We start from the raw sequence: 25,295 nt of genomic DNA, 5'->3' as shown, positions 1-25,295 counted from the left end.
TCATCCGTAGACTCTGCGAGGAGTCGATCGAGATCGTCCTCACTGAGGTGACGGACGATCTCTTTGCGGCGATCTCCAGACATATCCACACATCAAACTCTACCTTCATAACTTCCACTAGGCACTATAGTCGCGCTCGCGGCCTTTCTTCCCAGCAGAGACGTACACTTCGTCGATTTCGACCGGGCCGACGAGATTGAGGGAAGGCGCATCGAGCGCTCTGGCAAAGCGCTCGATGCGCCGGTGCATCGTTTTGTGTGTCACCTCGATTTCGCACTGTAGTTGCCGGAGACTCGTGTTAAACCGGAGAAACGCGTAAATTGAGAACAGCTACCGTCGGAGCGCAATCTTTGAATGAGCGAAGATTGTGCCGGTCTTATCGTTGAACGTGCGGTCGCAATTCTTACAGAGATACCGTTGAAACTCTCTGTAGCTGCCGTTGCTGACCGTCCGGTCAGAACGGCAGCGAGGACAGGTAACACCGTCACGCCAGCGAGCCTGCTCCAACAGGTCTGCTGCGACCGATTCCAACCTAAACACATCGAGCGGAATCATTCGTGTCGGGCACCGCTGGCGCGGTGCCCTTGTCCTCTTCGACTCCGCAGCTACCGCTCTCCAGTATCAACAATCTCTTACACAAGAGCGGCAGAGTAATAGTCGTTCCTACTCCACTGCATTCGTACTTTGTGTCTCTCTGATGAGTAGAGGATACGGAGACAGTGTCTCAAAGGTTTCCGAGATGGCTTCGAGCACAACCTCTCGAATGTGGCTCCAGTTGTAGCTCAGAGATTCATTTCACCGTTTAGTATATCGGTTTCAAGCTAATCAGGAGGCTGCCAGTGACTGCCTACGGAATCACGACATCTTTCATCCGTCCCTCACAGCGGCGACACGTGAGTTCCCTGCTCGGTGCCGTTGTCCGATAGCCACAGTTGGTACATTTGAACTCTTTCTGCTCTTTCGCAAGTGGGTCTCGCCGGCTCATATGGCCTATTTAGTATTCCTATAGTAATAATTCTTTTCGGCCATCATATCCTCCACCCAATTACACTATGAGCACATCTCTCCGGTAGTAAGAGAGTATATACAATGGGTTATTATAGTGAAATGTGGCGTATAGAATAACCTATAGCGGGGGTAGTTGAACCCCACCTGAGAGACTATCACCTATTGGCGTTTGCTCACGTTATTCTAGCCGTTGAATCCTCGCGAGAAACACATCCAATTCAACAAAACCGACCAACAACTGCGACACCATACCCGAATCAGAATGGGTGCGACAAGTGCTCTGCAGGGATGGAGTTTCGCACGGTTACGAGTGGATCGACGACTTGGCTTATTTCGAGTCCGCCAACAAGACTGGAAAACAGGTATGCCTCTGTCTTCGACATGTCGTGGTCGGCTTGCAAGAGGTCAAGGATATCACGGTTAGCCAATTTGACTGCCTCTTCCATCGTGTCGGCGCTGGCGATTGACTTGATATTCTCACCCGTATCTACAATGGGACGGTCGAGTCCAACACCGGGGTCCGAAATCACTGAAACCGTGACATCGATTTCGGTCCCGATTTCGGCACCTGTCCCGCACATCTCTCCGTCGGCCATAGCGGCCTTGGAGTCGCCCATCGCCAACATTGCCCCGTCCTGAAATACGGGGAAGTAAGCAGTGGTTCCGCCGGTCATGTCGGTGGTATCGAGGTTCCCACCATGGTCGTGAGGGGTCAGTGTCGTGATGGTCTCTTCTGCGGTAGCCACACCAATTGTCCCGATCATCGGCTCAATCGGAACTTCGTGGCCGTCGAATTCGATCGTGTCACCATCGACTTCGGTGATTCGGGTCGCAGGGTGTTCAATCTCTTCGTCGTCTTGTAGCAATCCGAAGTCCGGCGTCGTGACCACTCGGCCCTGCCCCTCGGTGACCTGCACCGCTTCAATCTCGACCGCCAAGATGTCACCGGGCTCAGCACCCTCTACTTCGATTGGGCCGGTCGCTGCGTTCACTTCGTCCGGAATCGAATCAAGGAGGTCGTCACCAGTCTGAATCGTTTTACTGAGACTATCGATAGTCTCGATTGTGAGCGATTCCCCGTCGGCAGCTGTATAGACCGGATCCATCTCCGGAGAGAACTCGTAGATGTGGCCGTCCTCGTCGAATGAGACACGTCGGCGTGACATATAGATTCTCTTCGGGCAAATGCTACAAAAAAGTCTCCCCGATACGCTGGGACGCGCTCAACCGCTGTGTCTTCGTCCGCTGCGGTTGTTGCTGAAGCCAGCCGAGGCATAACTGTCTGAGAGAGCCCGTGAGCGTACCCACAGGGCAACTGGCCTGGCTCGCTAGCCCATCCCCTTACTCTCGGCCACTGGGGTCGATACCGAGCCAGACCGCGATATATCGATACGCGAAGACAACAACAAGGATAATACCGAATTCGAGCCAGATTGCAATGTCACCCACAACGGCCTGGGATAGTTTAAGAATGAAAAATACCAGCAGCAACATTGCAATATAGTAGAGCGCGAGTTCAACGAGTTGATTTTTCTCCATACACCTCTTACGTCGAGCCCCCTCTCAAACCCTGTCCTCTATATCGGTAGGGAAGCCACACGCAAGCACAATCCACTACGGAAGGTTCGAAACCCGACCACTGGACCAAGCTGTTTCCTGTTAGAGCGTGTCATAGAAACATCCAGAAGTGGGACCACTCAGGGTAGAAAATATTGGGATGGGAAGCTTTGTTGAAATACTATTAGTTTGACACTGATACCGCTGAAACAGCCGTTAGGTAGCTACTGCGAACTGAACAGTGAAAGAACTATTCAGATAGAAATGATAATTTTAGAACATGAACACAGATAGTCATGACTCCGGAAAGGGCCTCGGTTTTTATTTTCGCCGCTTAGCACTTGTTTTACTTGTCCTATTTGCCTTTAGAGGCGCTACAGGAGATATCCGTGAGTTTGTTGTTAATGGTAACTGGCTGGCTGGGAGCTTCGGTGTCATAGTTGTGAGTGTAATCGGCTATTGGCTTTTTAATCTATACGTTGGCTCTTATAGTGAGGGATAAAACTCCTGTACTGATCGATTCACGGCCTGTTGAACAAGTCGCTACTACCGAAATCGTATACTATCAATCTCAACTAGGCGAATACAACGCTCAGTAGAACTGCGCGCTAAACGAGTCACACCGAGTTTAATTCGAAGTAGTCAATCTCGAGTTCTCTATTGCCTTTCCCGTTGGTATCTGAGTCGAGGATCAAATAGAGATTGTCGTTATTTGCAGCGATTTGTTGCTCTTCTGAATCTGTGAAGGGGTAGCTGTTGGTCCCCGTGGCAAGGACTTGTCGAGTCGTGAGCTGCTGGCCAGCACCATTGACGAGATAGAATCCAAAGGAGCCACTGCCGATCTGAATGCGCTCTATGTCGAAGATCATCTCGTACTCAGCGGCTGTCTCGTCTACCGCCGGCAGTGAGTATCCAACTTTGAGGTCCTCCTGCCCCCCCCCGAAGAGAGAGCTGCCGCAGTTGTACTATCGTCGTCGTTGACTGCAGCGGGATTCTCGATATTCCCACTCGGATCTGTTGGTTGAGGGGCGTCACCATCATTACCATCACGATAGTTGTTCGAATCGCCGTAGTCGAATGTGCAGCTGATATCGACGTAGGACCTGGGACTGGTTCTCCGGGTCGCAGTAACCGATATGTCGTCCGTTGTCGCCGAAAAATCGAGGACAACTTCATATGAATCCCCGAGATCATCGGTTTTGTTGGTACAACTGATGTCCACGTCAAACTGGCCGAAGCCTGTGTTCCGGACGGTAGCATCAACTGGTGGAGAAGTAACCTCTGTCCCGTCCTGTGTAACCAACTTCACAACACTCACATCGATATCTGACTCAGACAGCGAACCGATGTTATCGGTTATTTTGTACACGGTTGCCGTGTCATTCTCTCCAGAGACCTGAGCAGTCCTAGATGTATCGACCAATCCGACAAGTGCGTTGGCATCTGCTGCCGTGTCAAGGTCGCTTTTGCGGCGAGCACTGGTTTGTGTAAACGCAAGCGACTCAGACACCAGCAGCATGCCACCTCCAGCTATAAAACCGAGAGCAGCTCGACGTGTGAGCGACTGTTTATCCATCGTAGAGTAGAATATGCCGTATACGGTCCACTTGGTTACACTTACGTGACCGATATTTGATAACACTATTGATTTTTGAAATGAAAGGGTGAAACAACCGATACAAACGAAGCCTGTATTGACTACAACCGGATCAAGACCTGTTCTCTGGTGAGTCGCTCAAACGAACGATCTTCGAGCGCTCCGACGTGTCCATCGAACCGATCTTATTCTCGCTCTCTCGGAGCTCGGCCCTTACCAATGTAGCTTCAGCTGCCCTGTCGGCGGAGAGTTCCAGTGGTTTGACCCAATCGAGGTCATCGCGGGCCTCTTCAACGCCGTCACGGCCCCGCAATCGGCCCGCGCTGGCGAATACCTCATGGAGTGCCACCGTAGGCACGAAGAGCGGGAGTGGCTCGTTATGTTCGAGATACTCGGCTATCGCCTCGTCTCCGTGCAGGTAGTCGATGAGCGCGGTAGTGTCCAAACGGTTTATCCTGACGTTCCCTGAATTCCTCGTCAAGTTCCTCTCGCGTCGCTTCGACTTCCTCGCGGAGTCCGCGGTCTTTCCAAGCACCGAACCCCTTCATGACGTCCTGCTCGTCTCCCGTCATTCGGAGGAGAACGTCTGTGAAACTCTCATTTTCCCGTTTCATCAACGCCCCCGTCGCGTCACCGGTTCAGACTGAAAAACCGGTTACTCGGCACCAGTGGGTATATAAAAATTCCGACGGATTGTCAGGTCTGCCAGCTATGGTGCCGTTCTTTTTTATCGGATATCGTCGGCTGACGTATGACAGAGGATACTGGCGACCAACCGTGTGGTACCCGACGGCAGTTGCTGGCAGGGCTGGCCGTAAGCAGTACTTCAATAGCTGGCTGTACGACGCTACCGTCATTCGGTCAGGGGGTCCGCTTCGGATCAGTCGACCAACCCGAAACAGGGTCACCACACTACCGGGACTGGATACTGACGCAGGACCGAGGCGACCAGTTCGACAGGGTCCGAACGAGCTTGGAGTACCTCGAACCAGATAACCGCGGAGCGGACCTACTTGGGACCCCCTACGGGGGACAGGGGGTCAAACCGGGGATGGACGACATCGGTGTGGCCCTCTCCGCGTTCGAGTGGGCGGTTGAATCCCGGGGAAGCGTCGTAGCGAAGGGGTCGGTAAACACGGACACCGTCAAGGCAGCGCTGGAGGAAACCGGATACCAGCAGTACGACAACTACGAGGGATACAGGATCTACGAGCGCGACGACCTCCAGCGGGTCATCGCCCACGGGGACAACTACGTACTCTTTTCGGGCTATATCGACGAGCCGTTGCAGTTCGTCGGGCCGAGGATCGACGCCGAATCTGGCCGTCAGACACGGCTGCACGAGGCCGAATCCCAGTTCGAACGGATGACAGACAGTGTGGGGGCACCCCCGTGGACTCGAATCAGGCCAGGAACCTTCACCGTCGACGGCTCCACGGCCGTTCTGGAGGCCAGAAGCGTCGGATTCGGCGGGTCGATGATCTACACTACTCGAAGCTTTCTGTTCGAGGACGGTGCCGGCGTGTCGGAACAGTCCATCAGGGACCGAATCAGCGAGTACCCTGAGGCGCTAGAGGCCGACCGCGCCGAAGTGACCGTTGATGGCGACATCGCAACCGTCGTCGCGAAGATGCCGCCAGATACCTTCCGAGATATGGACAGCATCGGCCTCTACGACCAACCGATAATCACCTGGGGGCTCGCGTGGGAGCCGGGCGATTCGACGGCGCTCCTCACACACGAAGCCGGTGATTCAGTCGACGCAGACCTGTTCACTGTCTACCTGCAAGACGTCTCGGCAGGGGCGAATGACGGGACAGACGGACCGCGCGAGCCCGAGCCGGCAGACGCCCAGTTTAGTGACAGCTACGGCCGAATCGGGCCGGGCAACTCCCTGTCAGTGGACGTTAGCAGTCAAGAGAGGTGGCAGATACTCGTCCGCGGAGAGCCCGCCAGCAGGAACTACGTCTGGACCGAACTCGTATACTTCCCGCCCAGCCTGCTCGACCAGTGATGAATGGTGAGTTCACGACAGCCGTCCGGACACCCGTGCAACACCCAAATTCCCGGGGACGTCCCGGTCGAAACCGGCAGCGGATCGTCGACGATTATATTCGAGACATGACAACGAGGGATACAGTGACGGACGGACAGGACCTCGAGACAGTCGTTGCCCTCCTTGACGACGAGTACGCGAGAGCTATTCTCACCGCAACCAGTACCGAGCCGATGACGGTACAGGAGCTCGCCGACCGGACGGAGGCATCCCCGTCAACGCTGTATCGGCGTGTGGAACGGCTCAAGGCGGTCGGCTTCCTCGACGAACAGACGCGGGTGCGACCTGACGGCCACCACGACTCGGTCTACTCAGCGGTGTTGACCGACCTTCACTTCTCCCTGCGTGACGGTCGCTTCAATTTCGAGATCGAGACCGAGACCGATGAGAACCCAGCTGACAGATTACATCGACTATGGAGTGATTTCTGATGGTATTCGAGACGAACCTCTACGGTTTTCGCGTCATCGAGCTTATCGCCAGCGGCTTCGCCAGCGGCTCGGCCGCAGTCGGGCTCTACATCGGCTTCCGTTCGCTCCAGAGTTTCTACCGCCACGGCGACCCATCAATGCGGTATCTCGCAGTTGGGCTGCTGTTGTTGACCGCCGTCACGTACACCGTCACGTTCGTCGGGTCAATACTACTGCAGTTCCGTATCCTCTCGCTCCCGCAGCAGGATTATTTCCTGACAGTGAGCAATATCCTCCAGTTCGCGGGGCTGGTGTGCATCGCGTACGCACTCCATCGGCGCGACTGAGACGGTTGGAGTGGTTTATTACTCCGGGATCGACGCGCTCGGAGACTGATTCAGCTTACGACAAGAGAACGGTCCCATCCAGAAGAGGCGACCAAGCAGCGTCTAGTCCCGAACAACACTGTACAAGCAAGCGTAGAACGTGAGACTTCTCACTCGTTTTCCAGCGCCACATAGATGTCGACGTGGCGGCATCCGTTGCGTCCCCAGCTCAAGAGCAACCTTACGTCGCTCACCGTCGCTTTCAGCCGCCTGATATCGCTCGTACACTGGCGGACCTTCTCGTCAATCGTCACACGCTCGACTCTTTGATGCTCCCGAGTACCCGTTTCTCAGCTGTCGAGGTCACGCCTCTTTTGTGTGCCTGCCGTCAGTCGAGACAAGATACCTACTTACCACCGTGAGACCTGATCTCAGATGGAGGGTGACTGCAAAACTAAACCGTCTTAGTCCATGAGCTTCTGCTGTTGCTCCTGAGCCCACTCAAGTGCGTCGTCAAAGTCTTCAAATCCTTTGGTTGTGACGCTCTCAGCTTCATTGTTCTGGCTAATTGCTAGACGTGACAGCCCATCAGCGACATATGCAGTCGTTTTGACGCCAGACTCTTCGGAGACTTCAGTCCAGTTCTGATTGACGTGGTTGAGAACCTCGCGGTTAGCGTTTTCTACATTCCCGATTTCAACGACGACGCTATGCATCTCCGGATCGCTTGCTGTTTCAACATAATGTTGTTCAGCTTGTTCCATGTCGCCGCTCTCGACGGCTGCAGGCATATCTTCAATATACCAGACACCGACACCGTCTTGCTCCTCATACTCGACATACTCTGAAATCGATTGTGCCATGATCACACGTTGCCACCTCAGTGTATATTAATCCACCTCGCACATTTCCAGTTGTGATACTCAGACCGTCTGAAATCCTGCTGGCAGAGCCATTTAATGACAGCTGCGGATGATGCACTTATCTGTCTGAGTTTCCGGTATTACTCTTAGATATGGTTATCCAGAACACGAGTGCTTAGAGGACGATGGAGTGAATTTCGATCATAGGAGCGATCAGTGAACTTGATGATGACCCGCTGATCGAATTTTTGTTCTCATTCGCGGGGGCAGTTCTGACAAGCGTTTCCGGATACCCAACGAAATGCCACTCTGCTGTGTCATCCACAAAAATGAGACACCGGTCATGGTTGGGGCCGGCCATGAGAACAACTCCGGTGACACAGCCTGTTGCATTGCCTTGAGCGTTGACCGGAGTTGGCCGCTTGCCGAGCGCACCAGCTCACCATCTGGCCAGGAATGTACTTCGAGCCCGTCGAAGCATGTCGGAAGTATCAGGTGTGAAAATGCTGCAGGAAACATTATATACCGGTTCTATTTGTTTGATATTATATGGAAGGCGCTTACGACGCGGGCCCAAATGGTTCTCGTGGACAGGTTGGTATCGGCACGCTCATCGTTTTCATTGCGATGGTACTCGTTGCGGCAATCGCGGCCGGCGTTCTGATCAATACGGCCGGATTTCTTCAATCAAGCGCCGAACAGACAGGGCAACAGAGCTCTGACCAAGTCACCAACCGGCTACAGGTAACCTCCGCAACCGGACAGATCGGTACTGTGAGCGGCGAAGACTGTGTTGGCGTCGTGAACATCAGCGTGAGTCGAGCGCCGGGCGTCGGTAATATCGATCTGTCTGAGACGACTATCAATGGGTCGATTCATCAGGCTCGTACAGTCTGGTCCATCAGAGCCAATCGGGTGGTGTCACAGACGGAACGTTCGGAACGACGATAATCTAGGACGGCGACGGGTCGCGGCCAGTCTTGAACGACCGCGCCGACCGGCTCAAGATAACGCTCGACATCGGAGCCGCCCCGTCCGATGTTAGCGTCGGTGGAACTAACATAGGCAACTTCGGTAACTCGCTTGCAGAGGGTGACTCGGCGACGATACGAATTACCACACCGACTGGTGGAACCACCGAGATTCAATTAACTGTCCCACAGACCCTCAGTGGGTCAAGTTCAGTCTCGCTGTGAAGTAAACCAGTTTCGCTCAGACCGCTTTTGTACGGGCAGCACGGGTCGCCTTCTGGTACGCATGGCGCTACGCTCCACGCCTGAGGATACCGGAAGGATATTGTCACTCGTCGTTGACAGGTGCCATCGATGCCCTCCACAAACAATCGACAACCTGCCGGTGGTGCTCTCGTTATCGCCAGTCTCATTATCGTTGTACTCGGGTTTATTCTGGTCCCTCACCCTGGCGAGGCACAATCGACACATCGTATTGCGCGAACCGTCGAAGCCGACGAAGTGCCAGAGAGTAAAACCGTCACTCCGGTCGGTGATCTGTCGCCAGAAGCGAAATCAGCATTCCGAGAAGCCTTGGCTAACGAGGGCAGTTATACTGTTCACGGCAAAGAAAACCGGCCACCGGAATGGTACTACTCCGATGATACTGGCTTCTATTACGTCCAGAGCGAGGGAATGATATACGAGGTGATGACGAGCGGATCGGCAGGTCACATCTTCGACTACATTAAGATAGGCCCCTTCATCCTCACTGGGATTGCGATGGGCATTACTGGGATTCGATGGCTTCGGCGGGGGTGAAGCGGACACCTGAAATTCGCTTCCCTACTCATTCCCTTAGAGACCGTCTTTTCAGTACCCGAGCAGTTCGGCCAACCAGTGACCCGCTCAGTCGAACTTCCGACCGGCCACAGTACGCAGTATCCACACCATTGACCGCGCACACTCTACTGAAGGGGTCAGTACTGGAGAGTTACTGATTATGGATGACACTGAGCACTCAATCCAGAGAGCTAACCAGAAAGCACTCTGGTCCACAATTTCACCAGCCGTCTGTCGATGAGGAGTCTATGGTTTAAGAATCGTCTCAGCCGTCTCCCTGAAGCCCTTGTAATAGATTATACCCCACAACGGCGTCGATTCGTAGTAATCGACGGTGCCCTCAGTCGGGTCAATGATGACTGGAAATTCGAAGGATGACCAGTGTTTCGGGTCATACTGTTGGACCCAATCGATGAGACCTGTCTCGCTAACAATGACCGGATAGACGACGAGGTTGCCGCCTAATCCCCGCGGGAGTTTCGACTTCAGGGAGAGGCCGTAGTTGAAGCTAGCCTCACTGAACGCCTGTGCCTGAGAGGCTGTTTCCGCCGTGCCGACCACGAATACGGTGTCGACTAATCCAAACGTTGAGATCGATAGCGAGCGGTCGTGAAATACCGTCGCCTGTTGGTCGTCCACCGTCGTCGTCGACTGTTCAAACTCATCGAGTCTCCCCGATAGCGTCTGGATATATTCTTCGATAGAATCACACTTTTCCATGGGCCTGTCATGTTAGTAGACGCATAAAAAATCCATCTGTGAATCCATCACAGACGAGCGCTGGCGACATAGTCAGATCGTATGCATCTCGACGACCGACTCTGCTCGTCAGCTTGGAGTGCTGAATGTGCATAGTGTCTCAGCCCGAATTTGAGTCTCCGCCAAGAGAAACATTCGCGAATCCAGCTACTGCCAGAGCGAAGGCTACGCTACCCGCTTTCGACGGCTGCAAAATAGCGATCTGGAAGCCGAAGACATCCGCGCTAATCGACAGCAGGAGCGCCATCATCCCTGCGAGAGCCACTGATGCCACAAAGAATATACGCACTTGCACGGGACATGAAATCACTACCTCGCTTGACGAATTAAGATACTGAAAATAGCTCTCTGATCTATTTCAGACAGTCTCTAAAATGGGCACACCAGCAGGATTTCGATTCAGTGGCCGCGCGCTCATTATAATTGCTGTAGCAGCGTTCATCATAGCTGGTCTACTCCTTTTCGTTGCCCCGGATACGGCGCACCCAGTTCTCGTCACGGAGGAGGATGAATCAGAAGTTCCTCCCGATGCCGAGGTGCTCAGGTACACTAACCTTTCAGAGGGGGGCCAAGACGTGTTCGACCGAGGACTGCGTGCTGATGGATTTATCAGGGTGTATCAGTCACCGCCAGATTTCGACTATCCAACGGGTGACACAGTGGCCGCTGCTCGTGTCAAAAAGAACGGGACGATATACAGTATACTCACCGCCTCAAGATGCAAGCTCTGTGGCTTGGTGAATGTACTCGGCTACATAGCTGGGCTTGTTGGGCTCATCCTGTTAATGCGCGGGGCGTTTCGCTTGTTGAATGGGGAAGCCGACGTACGAGCTGATGATCGGTAGCGTGTCCGTTTGCGGTCCTAGTTTCGACCCGACCGCGGGTTCGGCCACGACCAAGTCTGGCCTACACTGTGGCTTTTGAGGTATACGAGATCCAGAGAAAGCATTTACCAATTTGGTAAGACCGCTGACCAGCGACCCACCACCGTGTGGCCCAACGTCCCAGCCACGCTCGCTACGTGTATACTTACAACATTGTGCGAGTGTGTTATAGAAAATCTCGGAGAGTTCGACTTTTTTGCCGTCACCGTTAGCCAAAGCAATAGCGACGTCGAATTCATAACTATCCCAGTAACACGCTGCATCCTCGCCGTCAACGCAGAGGAATGTTGGATGTCCTAATTGGATAGTTAGCAGAGATTTAGTCAGTACAGCGGACTCACGTCTAAGCTAACTTGGATTCCGCGGCGAACCAGTAGCCGTGTCTTCACGATCCGTGCTTCGCGAGCGTCTGTACGCCCTGTGCCAGAAGGCCCAGTGCTGCACAGAGTAACATAATTGCTGCTGCTAGCATGGCAGTGCCGAAGAGGACACACCAATGGGCGGAAACAATCGCCCAAGGAACAATGTTTCAGGAATCTGGCTGGCACCACTCCACAAAATCACCACCACCGAAGCCACGTCATGTCCAAGTCGCGCGGTCTGCTAATCACTCTCTTCGCAGTTATCCTTCTACTAGCCTATCGGTCACGCTACACTGACCGTGCCTGCGTCACACTATGATGAGGCGTCAAATTGTGCTGTCAGCCGTTGCTGCGTGTCTAGTCCTGCGTGAAACCGAGTGATAATCTCAGATTGGTGCTCTGGACATGCGAGCACGGCGACGGCCCCATCCTGAACCTGAATCACCGGTTGCTGTGGGTTGTACGGTGCGAGGTGACAACTGGGGCAGCTCACGCCGCCAGCGGGCCTGTGATTTAGGATTTCAGCGGTGGCTGTAGTCGTGTATCCACAAACAGACTTGAACTGTTTTAAGTGATCAGTACAGCCAACGAGCGGAACCGTTAGCTGATCAATGAGCAGGAACGACGGCATACCATCGGGTGACTCCAGTGCAGACCGACATGCATCACACTGGATCGGCGGATATTCCTCATGTTTGTCCGACGGGTCCTGCAGTGGTTCTCCGGGGACCATAATAAGCAGAGCACGTGAAACTTGGGTACGCACACGGGTAAGTGATATGTTTAGATACTCGTCGGAGGATATCCAACCCCAGCAGACAGCAAACTAGCCTGCCATAAAACCATTCACAGCTGATTTACTGCGGTGTCGATCCGAGTAGAAAATGTTCGCATGAAGATGGCTACAAAAGACAGCGCAACATATAGAGGATCTATGCAGCACAGCTGCGCAATTTATTCCATCTGGTGAGTACTTGGTTTGGTTCTGACCGCAAATATCTCACGTATACATAACTGACAAAGCCGCTGTCACCCCAGCTATTGTTAATATTCGCTCACGCAGAAGCCGTTTCCTTCTGGGTCTTCCATTACCGTCCAAGTTGTCGTGTGCGTTTCGTACGCTTGGGTCTTGGTTTCACGGACGGATCCCCTGAGCTGACGGAGTTGTTCAACTGTCTCCTCACGATTCTGGGTTGCCAAGTCAAGATGGATGGGGAGGTCGCGCTCCGTTCCTTTCGGTTGTTCTTTGAACAGCAGATTTGGGCTACCGCCAGGACGCTCAACAATTTCTGGATCAAGCGATCCCGGAAGGTCCTGTCGTTCACCATCAAGAGCTTCCGACCAGAACTCCGCCAGTCGTTCCGCATCAGTACAAGCAAAGGTAATAAATTATAGCTTTTCCATGCATATCAGTCATTCTACAGGGTCAAAACACCTGTTGTCAACGACAATTGTTACCGATTTTGACAGAGAAAAGATCTATTGTAAGTTGTAACCAACAGCTAATCTTTGAACAGTTCCGTATCGAATTCGTCAGTTGAGTCCCGAACGAGACGGTCCTCTCCATCATGAGCGGCAATCGCGCCCTCGCTCAATTCTGGGTTGACCTCTTCGATGGTCTCGGGTGCGACTTTCGTTGTGACCTCAAACTCCTCGATTGGACTAAGAACACCCCATGCAGCCCCGATTGCATGGAGGACAACGGCCAGTGGTGTCAATACCAGAAACACTGGCCACAGCAATGGATGTTTTTTGTAGGCCCACAGACCAAACAGCATATAAATAAACAGGACGACCAGCAGTGCAGTCGAAATCAGTTCGAAGAACTGGATGCTAACTGTTGCACCAGGGACGACCGAAGCACCAATAATCAACAGTGGAATGGCCGGCGAAAAGCCCCACGACACGACGCGAGTTAGTGTCAGTGGTTGGTACACTAGCGGGAGGATATGATTGTCTTTCAGTGTTCCGGACATCCACCGGCGGCGCTGCTTAATCAACGCTTTCAGCGATGGTGGCGCTTGATTTCGAAACCGAGCGTCGACGAGCCGATATTCTAAGTCAAATCGATCAGCAGCTCGCCAAATGAGGTTCGTGTCCTCTGTAATCGTCGCCACGTCCCAGGTGAGTTCATCCTCCAACTCGTGCCGGATTGCAAACCCACCGCCCCATGCGTACAGAGGGTACGATAGACGACGGAAAGCACGCTGTTCGAACTGGTACCCAACGCGGAACACCTCACACAGATAGGCTAGCCGTGAGCCCGTGTAAATCGGCTTCTCAGTAAACTGCACGAAATCTGCATCAGGGAGGCCAGTCAACCCCGTAACCAGTGTATCTTCATCGAGGTACAATACGTACTCTGCGTCACAGGAGACGTGTCTCCGTGCCCACTCGACAGCGCGGCCCTTGTTTGTGGCTTCACAACTGAATGAGTCTGGGACGATGTGCACCGCTGCTCCATCAATTTCGATATCTTGTTCAGCAATAACCTTGACTCCGGCAACGCCGTCGGGAACCGAGTCAACGGTCGCCTGCACAACGTCTTCGGCTCCGATTGTGAGGACGCGCACCTGTACGTCATCCAGCCCCCATGCGTCCATTTCACTTGAGTTCCATCCGATACCAAGTGGTAAGACTTCTATTACCCACCAGAGCGCTGACAACGAATAGACCAGCGCAACCCAAATGAGAAACGTCGTCGTCGCAAACAGCAGCGTATCAATTAGCATCTCATAACGTACAACTATTGTAGTATATACTATCCATTTGAATCCACTGTTTTGATGTAATTTAGCGCCTGTGAGCACAAGCTGTCATCTCTAATACTAGTGAATGACAACTAGTTCGACACCAGACTACCCGACAGCACTACGAAGTCTGTGTGCGTCCTATGGACTTTCACTATCTCCGATCTGGGACAACTCTAGTAGAGCCACTGACTAAACCTGATACCTGACCACCCGTAGGCGACCGGTTATTTATCATAATAGCGGATAGGTCACTGTATGCCTCACCGACGCCGTGCCGTTTCTCCTATTATCTCGACGATTCTGCTGGTCGCTGTTGTTGTGATACTCAGTGCAACAATTAGCGTCTTCGTGCTCGACCTCGGCTCTACTATCCAAGCAGACGCACCATACACCGAGGTATCAGGTGAATTTGTAGCAGCCGTAGATGACGGAGAACAGGCGGTAGCGATTACACTTGTCGCAGGCGATACCGCACAAACCGACCAGCTCTACGTTTCTGGTTCAAAATCACTTGATATAGGCGGCCGCCCAAGCAGCAGTTCAACGCCTGCAAACGATGCGTACGCAAGCAGGCGAGAGAAATTCACCGAAGCAAGTGGTGACAACCCACCACAGGTCGGGATTGGAGAGACGTGGGAGGCAGGCGAGACAATTTATGTTGATCCTGAAGGAGTTGCTGACGGCGTAACAATATCCATCTACTGGACGAGCATGTCCGTTGAGGGTGTGAATCCGGGGACGCCAGCAGGCGATACTACGTACAAACTCACAACAGTCGAAATGGGGAGAACCTCATAGGTTGACGTGGCGTCTACGAGACGCTCAACCGAGCGCATTGATCGGTTCAAGTATACAACAGCGAAGAGCTTCTCTACGCTATTCGTTAAGTCTATCCGGAGAACCAAGAGATGAAATTCGAGGAGAACCGTTACACGTTCGAAGTGCTGGTCGAATCGGCCGAGAGTGCGAAATAGATTGGCGACCGGCTCCAACAGCAGTTCGACGAAGGACTGACACTGGTTCGAACAGATCAGTTGTCCGATATCCGTGCGGAGGTGTACGCGAATAAAAAATGAATCAATCCTTGATGAGTGCCACTGAGCGTAGTTTCGGATAAGCACCACAGAACGATGAGTCTTCGATGAGATATGACTAAGTCGACTCTGCAGTCGGTAGTCGATGCCGAACGGGCAGAGCTACTGGAAGGGAAAGATGGCATTGAAAAGGCCATCATTACCCGTCCACACCGTGGCCAGACAGTTGCCATCGGACTGCTGGCTCTAGACGAGGTCGATGCTGCCAACGACTGGTTTCAGGCGCTAACTGAAGAGTGGCCGGTTTATGCAAACAGTAAATGGGACTCAAAGTACGAATCGGAACCGCGAAGTCCAGCGTCCCTAGGGCCATGGGGCGATTACATCGATGGACTATTTGCCGCTCTTCTGGCCCGCCAGACCGTGGATGAAATCGCTGCTACAGTGTATGAAAGAGCAACAGAGCCATTCGTAGATAGATTGGAGAAGCGTGAATTCGCCCACCGAATCGACTTCGCGCGAGCGCTAAGTTCGCTCATCCTTGGGAACGTCACCGTCGAAACGCATCTCGACAGGCTCGAACAGAACGTGGCTAAGCACGGGAGTGACTGGGACCAAGCACGCTATGTCGCATATACACGATGCATCCGAGCAATCCTCGCAGGGCATAGCTCGGAGGCTGAAGCCGGCATTGAGGCACTCCTCGAGTTCCACCGTGACCACGTGGCTAGCGCCCGTGATGCCGACCCCGTCCAGAAGGCCGTCGCTCTCGACGGAACGGTGATGTTGGCACTCGCGCGCCGCGAGGGGGTGGCCATTACTGTCGACCACGAACGCATCCCCGACGCACTGAACGACGACGAGTACTACCCAGTCGGGGAGTGACCACGAGCGGTGCCAGTGTCTCCGCTGTCGAAGTAGTCTCCCATGTCTTAGGCTCAAACGACAGCGACACAGCGACAGTCCACGTCACTGCGCGGAGCCTGCTGGCTAGCGACGACGCCACAGGCAGGACAGGAGCGGTCACGCCACCGTTCGGGGTTGATTACGGCAGCTGGCTCACCGCTCTGACGTGTGTCTCGCTGGTGAGATACTGGCTGCCCTCGACCCACGGAATCGGGTTGAAACTCTTCCCGTCTACATGGTAGCGTTTATCGACACTTGCCGACGCCGACTGTGGCCGACGGCAGTCGGGACAACACATCTACCTGCAACCCCAGCGACGGCCCTGAAAGACCTCGCCACTGGCCTGTGCCTATCGATGCTGGGCACGAATGTCTGGTTGGTCATCGGCTTCGGTATCATTGGCTGACTGTTCGTCGACGGACTGCTGGTCAGTGCTCATGATCGGGAAACACCTCACCCATCGGGGGAGCACAAAATTGGCACCGTGTGCAAGCAACCGATCAGAGTGTCAGTCAAGTTCGGACGTGCGTAGGGCCTGTAGACAACCCAGAGTATGAGGAGCGTACAGCGTTTATCTACGAATTATTAGTGATAAGGCCTCTTCTGAAGGTTATTTGAATATTCGCACAAAGAACTTATATAATTTGAGCCAGATGTTTACTACTAGCCGTAAGAAATCATGAAGATACACCTATTTTGGAGGAAAAATAAGAGGTTTTCGAAATCCAATGAGTACTGAGGATCCAGAAGAAGCGACCATGGTCACGCGACTGCTGAACAGTATCCGGACACTCACCGCCAGTCTTCGACCACGTCGGATTAGACCCATTGTCCCACCCGTGACTGTCACTGATGCCAATGATCGAGAAGTCCAGATTGGTCAATATTCTGAAAGTGACCGCAATTCACTGGTCACAATGTACGACGACTTCGACCCAACACAACGTGCACAGGGCGTTCCGCCACGTAGCGTTGAAGCTATTCGCGAATGGCTCTCTGACGCCCTTGACGGAATACATGTTGTAGCCGCTGTTAATAACAAAATTGTCGGCCATATTGGGTTCGTACCCGACGGAACGGGCCGGCACGAACTCATGATATTTGTCCATCCGGATTATCAGCAAGCAGGCATCGGAAGTGACCTGATAGCCGCTGGGCTCGGCCATGCAGAACAGGCTGGTGTAACATACGTTTGGCTCTCCGTTGAGAAAAGAAAACGATACCAACAACAGTTCTACAATCGGGCAGGATTCTCCCTAGTCAACTCATCAGGAATGACGTACCGGATGTCCAGGTTGCTCTAAGCAGCAGCGTGTCATGTAATACTTCTCACCCTCTCTGCCAAGCGATTATACAGCCGTAAATTCCTTTTTCAAACCGTGGTTTCGCTATTCACTGGTTCTGTTCAATCTATACTGGGGCTGTCTTCCTTTTGCCATAATCACCCAATCTCATCTCGTCAATTTTACTTGGTATGTTATTGCCAATCAGATGAAACTGACTATTGGACGAAGTATTAGTATACTTTACAAACAAGCAGTTACGGCTAAAATAGTAAGAACATCCGTCTCAGCTGGCGGCAGGCCCGGAGGGGCCGGAAAACACGGTTGACCTCCTCCGATGCTGAAAGCCATAAAAATGAGTAGCAACGATCACGATTTGACTTCGGAACAGGTTCGACGCCGCCTCCGGGTACTCAAGCTGATGCTTGAGTGCTCTCATACCGCACTGCGGATTGTGGTTATGTTGCTCTTCCTCGCAGCTGTGGTTTCCGGGGCCGCGTAGGCAGCATTCGCATCCGTCCATCCCACTGGGCGGTTGCGAACTAAGCGGTCTGAAGAAGAGAAGTTGTAGATATAAATTTTCTCCATCATTCGCTTGCTTCTTATAAATAGTAGCGATAGTTCTCTCTTTCAGATTTCGGTTTTCCAGACGTTACTGCGGCGTATCTCGTCTTATACCATTTTATGTTTTAGAGAATACAGGAATTGCATGACTGCTTCCAATAGCTATTCCCGTTGAAACATGCTGAGAGTATAGTATGGAGATCCCACAGTCGCCGCGCGCTGTCTCTCCAGTTGTTTCAACCATTTTGTTGGTAGCAACTGTCGTGATTCTTGGAACAACGATCTCCGTCCTTGCTCTGGGGGTAACCGATGATCTAAACGATGCCGGCCCGGTGGTCGGACAATCTACTGCGGAATTTATTGGCGACAGGAGCGGTGCAGATGATCAAATCGTCCGAATTACACATATCGCCGGTGACTCCGTTGCAGTGTCTGAAATGGAACTCGTTGTCAGGGCGTGTGGGAAAGCAACTAGACTCATTAATTTGCCTGCTCCGACGACGCGGACCGCGTCGACGCCGACGTATTTCCCGTTCGATGAGGGGAATTTCCAAGGTAACCAAGACCTGCTTAGTGAGGGAACAGTCGGTCAATCTTGGGATGCAGGTGTTCTCCACGAAGACACGACAAACACGTTTGCTGCCGGGTCGTCCTTCGAGTTTCGAATAACCAATGGCGCGTGTTCACTGGCTGCTGGCGAGACGATCGAAGTCATGGTAGTCCATTCGCCCACAAATACGGTGATGATCGATACAGAACTGACAGCTCAATGATATCCTCTGCGCTGTGAACGGAGCGGCTTCCCGCCATGAGAATACTAGCTACGTTTCACTGTTGCTGGCAGGGGGTCCAACCCGTGGAAAGTCGAGAAGGTCATCTGTGACGGTTGCTCTCCCGCCTCCCAATCGGCCTTGGTGGTGCAATTGCCTCGACAGTTGGCTAGCTAACTGCATATAGTTCACAAACTAGTCGGTTGAGCGTGGGCCGTGGTGTATGTTCTGCCGATGTGCTGGTCGTTAGATGAGATGTTCGACGGACTCGCCGTCCCGGGCTAAAGTCGTTCCCGTCCATCGTTGGGTATCTGGGTGACATTGAGACGAATACCGACACACCGGTCTGCTGGAGCGTATCAGTGCTTGCCAGTAAGTCATCGGTGGCGGGGCGTTCGGTTCCTTCCCCCTCTAATCGAACACCAGTCGCTCTCCATTCCGGCCAGAAATCGGAGTCCCTTCGATACGCTGTTGGACGCGTTCGATGTCGTATGGAACCCGACAGAGATCGACAGACAGGTCGGATAAATCGACGACTCCATATGCAGCATCTGGATCGCCGTCACGAGGCTGGCCGACACTGCCGGGGTTGATCACGAGTCCGTCATCGAATGTCTCGGCGTGTTGGATGTGCGTGTGGCCCAAAACGAGAACATCTTCATCCTCAAGGAGTGTTGGCGAAAAGTCAGCCGGCTCTGTGTATCGGTCTTGCTCGTCAGGATGGTCATGCACGATTTTGAGCCGCTCGTCGAACAGTCGGAGTTCGCGGGGAAGATCCCCTAACCACTCGATATCGTCTGCAGAGAGAACTCGGCGGGCATATTCGTCGCCAGACTCCCAAGTCATCCCCCTGACGACATTGCGATCGTGGTTTCCCACGACGGTCGGGATATTTCGGTCCCTGACCATGCTTAGACACGCCTGAGGCGATGGCCCGTAGCCGACGATGTCACCGGCACAGAGGAGTGCATCGACAGGTTCCATATCGTCAAGGACCGCCCTCAATGCAACAGCGTTGGCATGAATATCGGAGAGCAACCCGATGCGCGTCGCCTCGGTCATCGTATTCCTAAATTTGACATGTGGACCGTAATTAACCTACGGGCCAGCCATCGGCGTGTGATCATTGGTCGATAGCTAAGTCTGGTGTTCTGAGCTTCACATCAACATTGTACTGGCGATGTGTGTGTGGTCTAGAGCGAGGTGATAATGCCTATTCCAGTTTCTTAGTTGGTTCACTGACGGTCAATTGCCCTTTGTTAGCAGCCTCACTGGCATTCTCTAGGCTGTCAAGGTGCTCACGGGTCCAACCAACGTATCTGAGCAATTGGCCAACCGCTCTGTCGCTGCCATCTGACTTTTTCAACTCAACAAGACACATCTTGAAGTCGGTTTTGTGAATCGAGCAGATGTCTGGTCATCTGACCACAGTCGAAAGTGCCACGCCTGCATCTAGATAACCTGTCTGGAACATTTTTAACACAGGACCCACCTCGTTCAGCTACGACTGTGTGGCGCTCTAATTAAACGGCTGACCGTGACCTATGAGTGGCTGCAAAGACTGAGATAGCGACATATCTACTCAGATATCTGTCACGTAGTTCTAGCAACCGAGCGTGCAACACGCCGTAGCGTGCTATTATTGGCTGTGTCGGCTGGGGACCTACTCACGTAATAGGTGGTCCCATCCACCGACCAACTAATGCGTACCGTCCTGTTTGTACGCGTTTGCCTTGCCTCGAACTCACCCACTTGCACGGGCACTCCCGTAGTCGTATTCTGTGTCCCGTTGAGAATCCAAATCCTGTACTGGGTGTCATTGCCAGTGGCCTCATACCTGAGTGTCGCCACTTCGGGATCAGATGTGCGGTGTGAAGCAACTTCTAACTCGAATTCTGCTGGCATGTTCGGGTCTGGTACTGGGAGTGAGGCAGCGTCGGCCAGCGCTGCTCGCGACTCGTAGTTATTAAATTGAATTTGTTGTGCGTCGTCCGGAATCTCTTGTGGTTCAAGTTGGAACGTTCCAGGTTCGAATGTCGGATTGAACGTTACATTCCGATATGTGACTATATACTCATAGTCATCACCATAGGCAACGAACTCTGTCTGTCGTTTGATTGGAAATAAGGACTCAGTATCTAGCCACAGCGTCTGTGACCGCAGCGACATATCTTTACTGGCCGGAGATAGCTCTAGCCGATAGGCTTCTCGCCCGTCAATCGTTTCTGTCCCATTGTATAGGACTGTCACATTCCCGCCACGATACGCAGACGAACTGTTTTCTCCAGACTCGCTTTTTTGTGGCACTACTGGCAGGGGTGAAATGCCCGGTGTCGCCGTTGGCTGAGGGACAGGGCGGTTATTCTTCGCAGCGGCGAGGAGTTCTGGATACGTCGCCTCTGTAGAGCTATTATCGGTCTGGAATGACATTCGATGAAGCTCATTCGACTCTGGATCATAGGAAACAAGCGTTGATCCGTTCGCAATAATAAATCCACCTTCACCAACCCGTGGTTGTCTCATTTCCTCTGCTCTATTAACCGACATCACTCGTTCAAAATACGCAAACGAACCAACTCGTTCCCGCTTTTGAGTGACGATTGTGGCTGTTTTGTTGTTCCGGGTTTGGACTGTGGTTACTGTTGCGTTGACGGCATTTACCGACGCGTAGCGGTCTGTTGCCTCATCCTCTGATGGGAGCTCTTCATTCTCACTGGATAAACTCCCGATTGCACTACATCCGCTCGCTGTGACTAGCATCACCACAACCACCACACGTGCAAGCCCTCGCAGGCTGCATAGGTTCCTCGCAAACCTATACATATGTACAGGGATGGTAACAATTGAGTGGATATAAAATACTGTTTAATGGGTTGATCGCATCGAAGCTTCGAATAATGCTCGCCGGTGCGTCGGTGTGACCCTCAGTGAGGTTTGTTGGGTGGCAGTCCGAAGATACCACGGAACAGTCAGTATGGGTTTCTGATACCGAATCATCAACCCGAGTTCAACGATAAGATTCGTCGAGGCGAACATGAGCGCGAGGAAGTTCACCACGTGAGCGCCTTTCTTGAACAGACCCTTTCCGATGGCGACGGCACCGAAGCTACAGCCGCTACTGGCTGCGCCAAACAGCGTCGCCTTCGTGAGGCCCACAATATCGCCATCACCGAGGACAGTCGCCATCCGCTCTTTCGAGACATAGACCTGAACGAGACTGGTGATGACCAGCCCCATGATGATGGCCCACGCCGCCGTCCAGAGGAAGCCGACGCCGATGCGAAGCGCCTCGGTTACCATTGTACCCAGTGTCGACAGCATGGTCGGGTCTACGATTCGCTTTCGAGTCGATTCCGCCGTCGTTCGTATTCCTCGTCGCTCAGTTCACCACGGGCGGAGGCGGTGGGTTCCTGTGGATGACGCTCTGGACGGTGGTCCTGATTAGTATCCCGCTCGGCCTCGGGTACCTGTTTCTCACCCAGCGTGACTCCGGTGGTGGCACGACCGACGACGCACTGACCGTCCTGCGGCGTCGCTACGCCAACGGTGAAATCGACGAGGAGGAATTCGACGCGCGCCGCCGGAAACTGCAACGCGGTGAATGAGTGGTGGTCGACTCGCACGACTCAGGTGACGTGAGCCACCGTGAACACAGTCACGGCGAGGGCCACACCCACCACGAGGAGCACAGCAGTCACGACGGTCACGGCGACCATGGCGGTGGCCACAAGCGCGGCGGGATGCACGCCGGTCACGAACAGATGTTCTGGCGGCGCTTCCGAAAAGTCGATGAGACACACTCACTCGTCGGAGTTCCACTCGCCACCGACTCTGTCGACGCCCATCATCGCCGATCCGGGATGTTCGGTGAATACGACTTTCATGTTTTCGTCGGGGATATCGAGTTCTTCCGCCGCGTACTCCATCGTGGCGAGGGCGAACGCGCGTTTCCGGTCGATGGACCTCCCGCGACGGATTTCAGCGTCGAGGAACAGCAGCGGTCCATCGACGGCCCGTCCGAGATGCATCTCCGCCGGGTCGCGCTCTCGGATTGTGACCGCGACGTGGCCAGCAGTCGTCGCCATTTCGGTCGTGTAGAATTCTGTTACGCGTTCGGCTAGCGAGGTTTTCGCAGCATCCGATAGCGTCCGTGCGATGTCAAACTGTAGCAGTGGCATGGGGGCAGTCATCCCGAAAGCGACTTTTATTTTGTCCGTCCAGCCAACCACCCTAGTCAGTGGCATGACTGTCGAGCTCCCTCAGTCGAAGGGCGTGTTTCGGCTGCCTATCCCATGGTCCATCTAACCAGCATCATTTAAATTGTGGGTGGTCATACTGAGGGCAGGTTGAACACATTGCACATCTGCCTCGAATCCCGGCCGAGGTCCGGTGAGTGTTCTAGGGAATACGGGCAACACGGTGGTGTTGAATTTGGTGACTGACAACTCCGAGACTGTCGAATACGCCGACGTGGACGATATTTCACCGATGGCGTGGCGACTCCTCCGGGTCGCGGCCGGATACGAGCAACGGGGCGTCGAGCGAGAAGTCGACGACCTCATGCAGGCACACCTCTCAATGCTTGAAAACGGAACTCGCGGCCTATCGGACGCTCGTCGTCAGGTCCTGTTCGACCTGTATGCGGTCGACCTCAGTCCGGACCAGATCAACGCGATAGTCACCAACTTCTAAAACGTCATTATACATCACCCAAGATTTAAGACCAGTGGCTGGGGAGTACCCTGTGTATCAATGATACACCGCACTCTGAGCGAGGTACAGACACGGCTGGTCAAGTTCGGGATTGTGTGTCTCGGGACGGTGCTCATCGCAGCCGCACCGACGCCGGCGGGGCTCTCGCTGGCCGGTCAGTACACGCTCGCGACGATGTTTTTCGCCGGGGCGCTGTGGGTAACGGGCACGCTCCCACTCGCGGTGACCGCGCTGTCGATTCCGGTGCTGCTCACTGCTACTGGGGTCTACGACGACATGGACACCGCGCTCGTCGGGTTCGCGGACCACCTCATCTTCCTGTTCATGGCGGGGTTCATGCTGGCAAACGCCCTCCAGAAGTACGACATCGACCGGCGTATCGCGCTGTACACGATGGCGAGGATGGGCAGTTCGCCCCGTCGCCTCATCGGCGCTGTCATGATATCCACTGCGGGACTGTCGATGTGGGTCTCGAACACGGCGACGGCAGCCATGATGACACCGATTGCGGTCGGTGTCCTCTCTCAGGTGCTCAGCAGTGAGGGCGTCGCGGCGGTCGGTGAGTCTACCCCAGAAGGGGCTGCTTCGGGAACGGCCACGGACGGTGGCATCGGCACCGCGGACGAGTTTACCAACATGCAGATTGGGATGTTGCTCGGGACGGCCTATGCCGCCAGTATCGGCGGTGTTGGGACGATAATTGGTACTCCACCGAACGCCGTGCTCGTCGGGCAACTCAACGCTATCCTTGGGTACGAAATCGGATTCGTCGACTGGCTACTCATCGGGCTGCCCGTCGTCTTCATCACGCTCCCTCTCGTCTGGTATCTCCTTACATACGTCCTGTACCCGCCCCAGATCAACAACGTCGACGAGGCACAGGCACAGGCACAGGCGTACCTCGACGACGAGGACAGTCTCGACCCGCGGGGGCGACGTGTCGCGATTATCTTCGGGGCCACGGCCGGGCTTTGGGTGCTCGGTGGCCTCGGCACGTTCCTGGCCCCGTATCTGCCGGCCGTGTGGCTGACCACGCTCTTTGGTGGCAGCGGGATGACGATCTTCGGACTTGAGGGCCACCAGGGACTCCTCTACTACGTGATGGTCGGTGTGATGGCCATCCCCGCGCTCGTGCTGGCCGACACGATGGAGTGGGACGAACTCGTCGACATCGACTGGGGAACGCTCCTGCTGTTCGGCGGCGGTATCTCGCTCGCCGACGCGCTCGCGAACACCGGAACGACCGAGTGGATAGCGAACACGGTGTTCGGCGGGCTCACCGGGATGCCGGTCGTGCTCATCATCGCCGCGGTCGTGCTCGTCGTCGTGTTCCTGACCGAGATGACCTCAAACACTGCGACGACGACCATTCTTGTCCCGATACTCATCGGTCTGGGCAGTGTCTTCGCGGCCACGCTCGGGCTGACGGATTTCAAGACGGCGATCTTCCTCTCGGTCTCTGGGGCGATCGCGGCCAGTTTCGCGTTCGCGCTCCCCGTGGCGACGCCGCCGAACGCCATCGTCTACGGGAGCGGATACATCAAGCAGAGCCACATGCTGCGAACCGGCGTTATCCTCAACATCGTCATGACTGCAGTGCTGACGGGGCTCATCTGGCTGCTGTTCACCTTCGTCTGGCCGCATCTCCTCTGGTGAC

Annotated in this window: 26 protein-coding genes and 5 pseudogenes; 13 read left to right on the top strand and 18 right to left on the bottom strand. The window is 54.0% G+C overall.

From position 1 onward, the window contains the following. Positions 1–129: 129 nt before the first annotated feature. The 8 genes and pseudogenes from G9C82_RS18815 to G9C82_RS18780 all read right to left on the bottom strand — a co-directional run. Positions 130–555, bottom strand: a pseudogene (locus G9C82_RS18815) (transposase); the annotation flags it as partial. 292 nt (positions 556–847) lie between these two features. Continuing rightward, entirely contained in the window at positions 848–985 is a 138-nt protein-coding gene (locus G9C82_RS18810; RefSeq protein WP_164734791.1) for a hypothetical protein, read from the bottom strand. Between the two features lie 280 nt (positions 986–1,265). Continuing rightward, entirely contained in the window at positions 1,266–2,174 is a 909-nt protein-coding gene (locus G9C82_RS18805; RefSeq protein WP_127014996.1) for an acetamidase/formamidase family protein, read from the bottom strand. Between the two features lie 175 nt (positions 2,175–2,349). Next, positions 2,350–2,547, bottom strand: a complete 198-nt coding sequence (locus tag G9C82_RS18800; protein ID WP_127014995.1) for a hypothetical protein — start codon at positions 2,545–2,547, stop codon at positions 2,350–2,352. Positions 2,548–3,182: 635 nt separating this feature from the next. Beyond that, positions 3,183–3,434: a hypothetical protein gene (locus G9C82_RS18795; RefSeq protein WP_004966540.1), complete on the bottom strand. Its 252-nt coding sequence runs from the start codon at positions 3,432–3,434 to the stop codon at positions 3,183–3,185. Between the two features lie 23 nt (positions 3,435–3,457). Beyond that, on the bottom strand, positions 3,458–4,084 hold the full coding sequence (locus tag G9C82_RS18790; RefSeq protein ID WP_164734790.1) for a hypothetical protein: 627 nt from the start codon (positions 4,082–4,084) through the stop codon (positions 3,458–3,460). A gap of 190 nt (positions 4,085–4,274) precedes the next feature. Beyond that, on the bottom strand, positions 4,275–4,607 hold the full coding sequence (locus tag G9C82_RS18785; RefSeq protein ID WP_241244150.1) for a twitching motility protein PilT: 333 nt from the start codon (positions 4,605–4,607) through the stop codon (positions 4,275–4,277). Continuing rightward, positions 4,540–4,734: a hypothetical protein gene (locus G9C82_RS18780; RefSeq protein ID WP_241244153.1), complete on the bottom strand. Its 195-nt coding sequence runs from the start codon at positions 4,732–4,734 to the stop codon at positions 4,540–4,542. The genes G9C82_RS18785 and G9C82_RS18780 overlap by 68 nt, the downstream gene beginning before the upstream one ends. Before the next feature lie 179 nt (positions 4,735–4,913). Here G9C82_RS18780 and G9C82_RS18775 point away from each other — a divergent pair, with 179 nt between their 5' ends. The 3 genes from G9C82_RS18775 to G9C82_RS18765 all read left to right on the top strand — a co-directional run bounded on the left by G9C82_RS18775 (position 4,914) and on the right by G9C82_RS18765 (position 6,975). Then, positions 4,914–6,176, top strand: a complete 1,263-nt coding sequence (locus G9C82_RS18775; protein WP_127014991.1) for a hypothetical protein — start codon at positions 4,914–4,916, stop codon at positions 6,174–6,176. A 107-nt stretch (positions 6,177–6,283) separates the two neighbouring features. Continuing rightward, positions 6,284–6,649 (top strand): winged helix-turn-helix domain-containing protein, encoded by a 366-nt coding sequence (locus tag G9C82_RS18770; protein ID WP_240150095.1) that lies wholly within the window; start codon positions 6,284–6,286, stop codon positions 6,647–6,649. Then, complete coding sequence (locus tag G9C82_RS18765; protein WP_127014989.1) at positions 6,649–6,975, top strand: hypothetical protein; 327 nt, start codon at positions 6,649–6,651, stop codon at positions 6,973–6,975. Before G9C82_RS18770 ends, G9C82_RS18765 begins: the two co-directional genes overlap by 1 nt. Positions 6,976–7,124: 149 nt before the next feature. On the opposite strand, the pseudogene G9C82_RS18760 reads toward G9C82_RS18765, so the two are convergent. The 3 genes and pseudogenes from G9C82_RS18760 to G9C82_RS21110 form a co-directional block, all read right to left on the bottom strand. Further along, a pseudogene (locus G9C82_RS18760) lies at positions 7,125–7,268 on the bottom strand (hypothetical protein). Positions 7,269–7,418: 150 nt separating this feature from the next. Then, positions 7,419–7,817 carry a hypothetical protein gene (locus G9C82_RS18755; RefSeq protein ID WP_004966533.1) on the bottom strand — a complete coding sequence of 133 codons (399 nt, stop codon included), beginning with the start codon at positions 7,815–7,817 and terminating at the stop codon, positions 7,419–7,421. Positions 7,818–8,168: 351 nt separating this feature from the next. Next, positions 8,169–8,300, bottom strand: a pseudogene (locus G9C82_RS21110) (radical SAM domain-containing protein); the annotation flags it as partial. Positions 8,301–8,366: 66 nt separating this feature from the next. Between G9C82_RS21110 and G9C82_RS20965 the strand changes: the two are divergent. Further along, positions 8,367–9,013, top strand: a pseudogene (locus tag G9C82_RS20965) (archaellin/type IV pilin N-terminal domain-containing protein). Positions 9,014–9,142: 129 nt separating this feature from the next. Continuing rightward, a complete protein-coding gene (locus G9C82_RS18740) occupies positions 9,143–9,589 on the top strand; it encodes a hypothetical protein (RefSeq protein ID WP_127014988.1) in 447 nt (148 codons plus the stop codon). A gap of 267 nt (positions 9,590–9,856) precedes the next feature. Here the strand turns inward: G9C82_RS18740 and G9C82_RS18735 are convergent, their stop codons facing one another. Beyond that, a complete protein-coding gene (locus tag G9C82_RS18735; RefSeq protein WP_174790045.1) occupies positions 9,857–10,330 on the bottom strand; it encodes a hypothetical protein in 474 nt (157 codons plus the stop codon). A gap of 413 nt (positions 10,331–10,743) precedes the next feature. Here G9C82_RS18735 and G9C82_RS18730 point away from each other — a divergent pair, with 413 nt between their 5' ends. After that, positions 10,744–11,214: a hypothetical protein gene (locus G9C82_RS18730; protein ID WP_127014987.1), complete on the top strand. Its 471-nt coding sequence runs from the start codon at positions 10,744–10,746 to the stop codon at positions 11,212–11,214. A 1,445-nt stretch (positions 11,215–12,659) separates the two neighbouring features. Here the strand turns inward: G9C82_RS18730 and G9C82_RS18725 are convergent. Together G9C82_RS18725 and G9C82_RS18720 are read right to left on the bottom strand one after the other, a co-directional pair. Then, a complete protein-coding gene (locus G9C82_RS18725) occupies positions 12,660–12,971 on the bottom strand; it encodes a VOC family protein (RefSeq protein WP_241244152.1) in 312 nt (103 codons plus the stop codon). 146 nt (positions 12,972–13,117) lie between these two features. Continuing rightward, a complete protein-coding gene (locus G9C82_RS18720; RefSeq protein WP_127014986.1) occupies positions 13,118–14,347 on the bottom strand; it encodes a glycosyltransferase family 2 protein in 1,230 nt (409 codons plus the stop codon). Positions 14,348–14,623: 276 nt separating this feature from the next. Between G9C82_RS18720 and G9C82_RS18715 the strand changes: the two genes are divergently transcribed. The 4 genes from G9C82_RS18715 to G9C82_RS18700 all read left to right on the top strand — a co-directional run bounded on the left by G9C82_RS18715 (position 14,624) and on the right by G9C82_RS18700 (position 18,928). Then, positions 14,624–15,166 carry a type IV pilin gene (locus tag G9C82_RS18715; protein WP_127014985.1) on the top strand — a complete coding sequence of 181 codons (543 nt, stop codon included), beginning with the start codon at positions 14,624–14,626 and terminating at the stop codon, positions 15,164–15,166. A 350-nt stretch (positions 15,167–15,516) separates the two neighbouring features. Beyond that, a complete protein-coding gene (locus G9C82_RS18710; RefSeq protein WP_127014984.1) occupies positions 15,517–16,287 on the top strand; it encodes an Imm49 family immunity protein in 771 nt (256 codons plus the stop codon). A gap of 749 nt (positions 16,288–17,036) precedes the next feature. After that, the gene (locus tag G9C82_RS18705; RefSeq protein ID WP_127014983.1) at positions 17,037–17,612 is read left to right on the top strand and encodes a GNAT family N-acetyltransferase; all 576 of its coding nucleotides are present in this window, start codon (positions 17,037–17,039) and stop codon (positions 17,610–17,612) included. A 737-nt stretch (positions 17,613–18,349) separates the two neighbouring features. Further along, complete coding sequence (locus tag G9C82_RS18700) at positions 18,350–18,928, top strand: type IV pilin (protein WP_121303995.1); 579 nt, start codon at positions 18,350–18,352, stop codon at positions 18,926–18,928. A gap of 408 nt (positions 18,929–19,336) precedes the next feature. Here the strand turns inward: G9C82_RS18700 and G9C82_RS18690 are convergent, their stop codons facing one another. Both G9C82_RS18690 and G9C82_RS18685 read right to left on the bottom strand, forming a co-directional pair. Continuing rightward, positions 19,337–19,987 carry a metallophosphoesterase gene (locus G9C82_RS18690; RefSeq protein WP_004966513.1) on the bottom strand — a complete coding sequence of 217 codons (651 nt, stop codon included), beginning with the start codon at positions 19,985–19,987 and terminating at the stop codon, positions 19,337–19,339. 1,929 nt (positions 19,988–21,916) lie between these two features. After that, positions 21,917–22,246: pseudogene (locus G9C82_RS18685) on the bottom strand (permease); the annotation flags it as partial. A gap of 95 nt (positions 22,247–22,341) precedes the next feature. Between G9C82_RS18685 and G9C82_RS18680 the strand changes: the two are divergent. Continuing rightward, positions 22,342–22,530, top strand: coding sequence for an SHOCT domain-containing protein (locus tag G9C82_RS18680; RefSeq protein ID WP_241244147.1), 189 nt, complete (start codon positions 22,342–22,344; stop codon positions 22,528–22,530). Positions 22,531–22,551: 21 nt separating this feature from the next. Here G9C82_RS18680 and G9C82_RS18675 read toward each other — a convergent pair whose 3' ends face one another. Both G9C82_RS18675 and G9C82_RS18670 read right to left on the bottom strand, forming a co-directional pair. Further along, positions 22,552–22,725, bottom strand: coding sequence for a hypothetical protein (locus G9C82_RS18675; protein ID WP_164734789.1), 174 nt, complete (start codon positions 22,723–22,725; stop codon positions 22,552–22,554). Continuing rightward, positions 22,726–23,103, bottom strand: a complete 378-nt coding sequence (locus tag G9C82_RS18670; RefSeq protein ID WP_127015005.1) for a tautomerase — start codon at positions 23,101–23,103, stop codon at positions 22,726–22,728. A gap of 310 nt (positions 23,104–23,413) precedes the next feature. Here G9C82_RS18670 and G9C82_RS18665 point away from each other — a divergent pair, with 310 nt between their 5' ends. Both G9C82_RS18665 and G9C82_RS18660 read left to right on the top strand, forming a co-directional pair. Beyond that, entirely contained in the window at positions 23,414–23,617 is a 204-nt protein-coding gene (locus tag G9C82_RS18665; protein WP_011225062.1) for a hypothetical protein, read from the top strand. A 60-nt stretch (positions 23,618–23,677) separates the two neighbouring features. Further along, the gene (locus tag G9C82_RS18660) at positions 23,678–25,294 is read left to right on the top strand and encodes an SLC13 family permease (RefSeq protein WP_121304373.1); all 1,617 of its coding nucleotides are present in this window, start codon (positions 23,678–23,680) and stop codon (positions 25,292–25,294) included. Position 25,295: the final 1 nt, after the last annotated feature.

This window comes from Haloarcula sp. R1-2, from assembly GCF_011627385.1.
GTDB lineage: Archaea > Halobacteriota > Halobacteria > Halobacteriales > Haloarculaceae > Haloarcula > Haloarcula marismortui.
The sequence above is the reverse complement of the archived record's forward strand: the minus strand, read 5'-3'. Positions and strand labels throughout refer to the sequence as shown.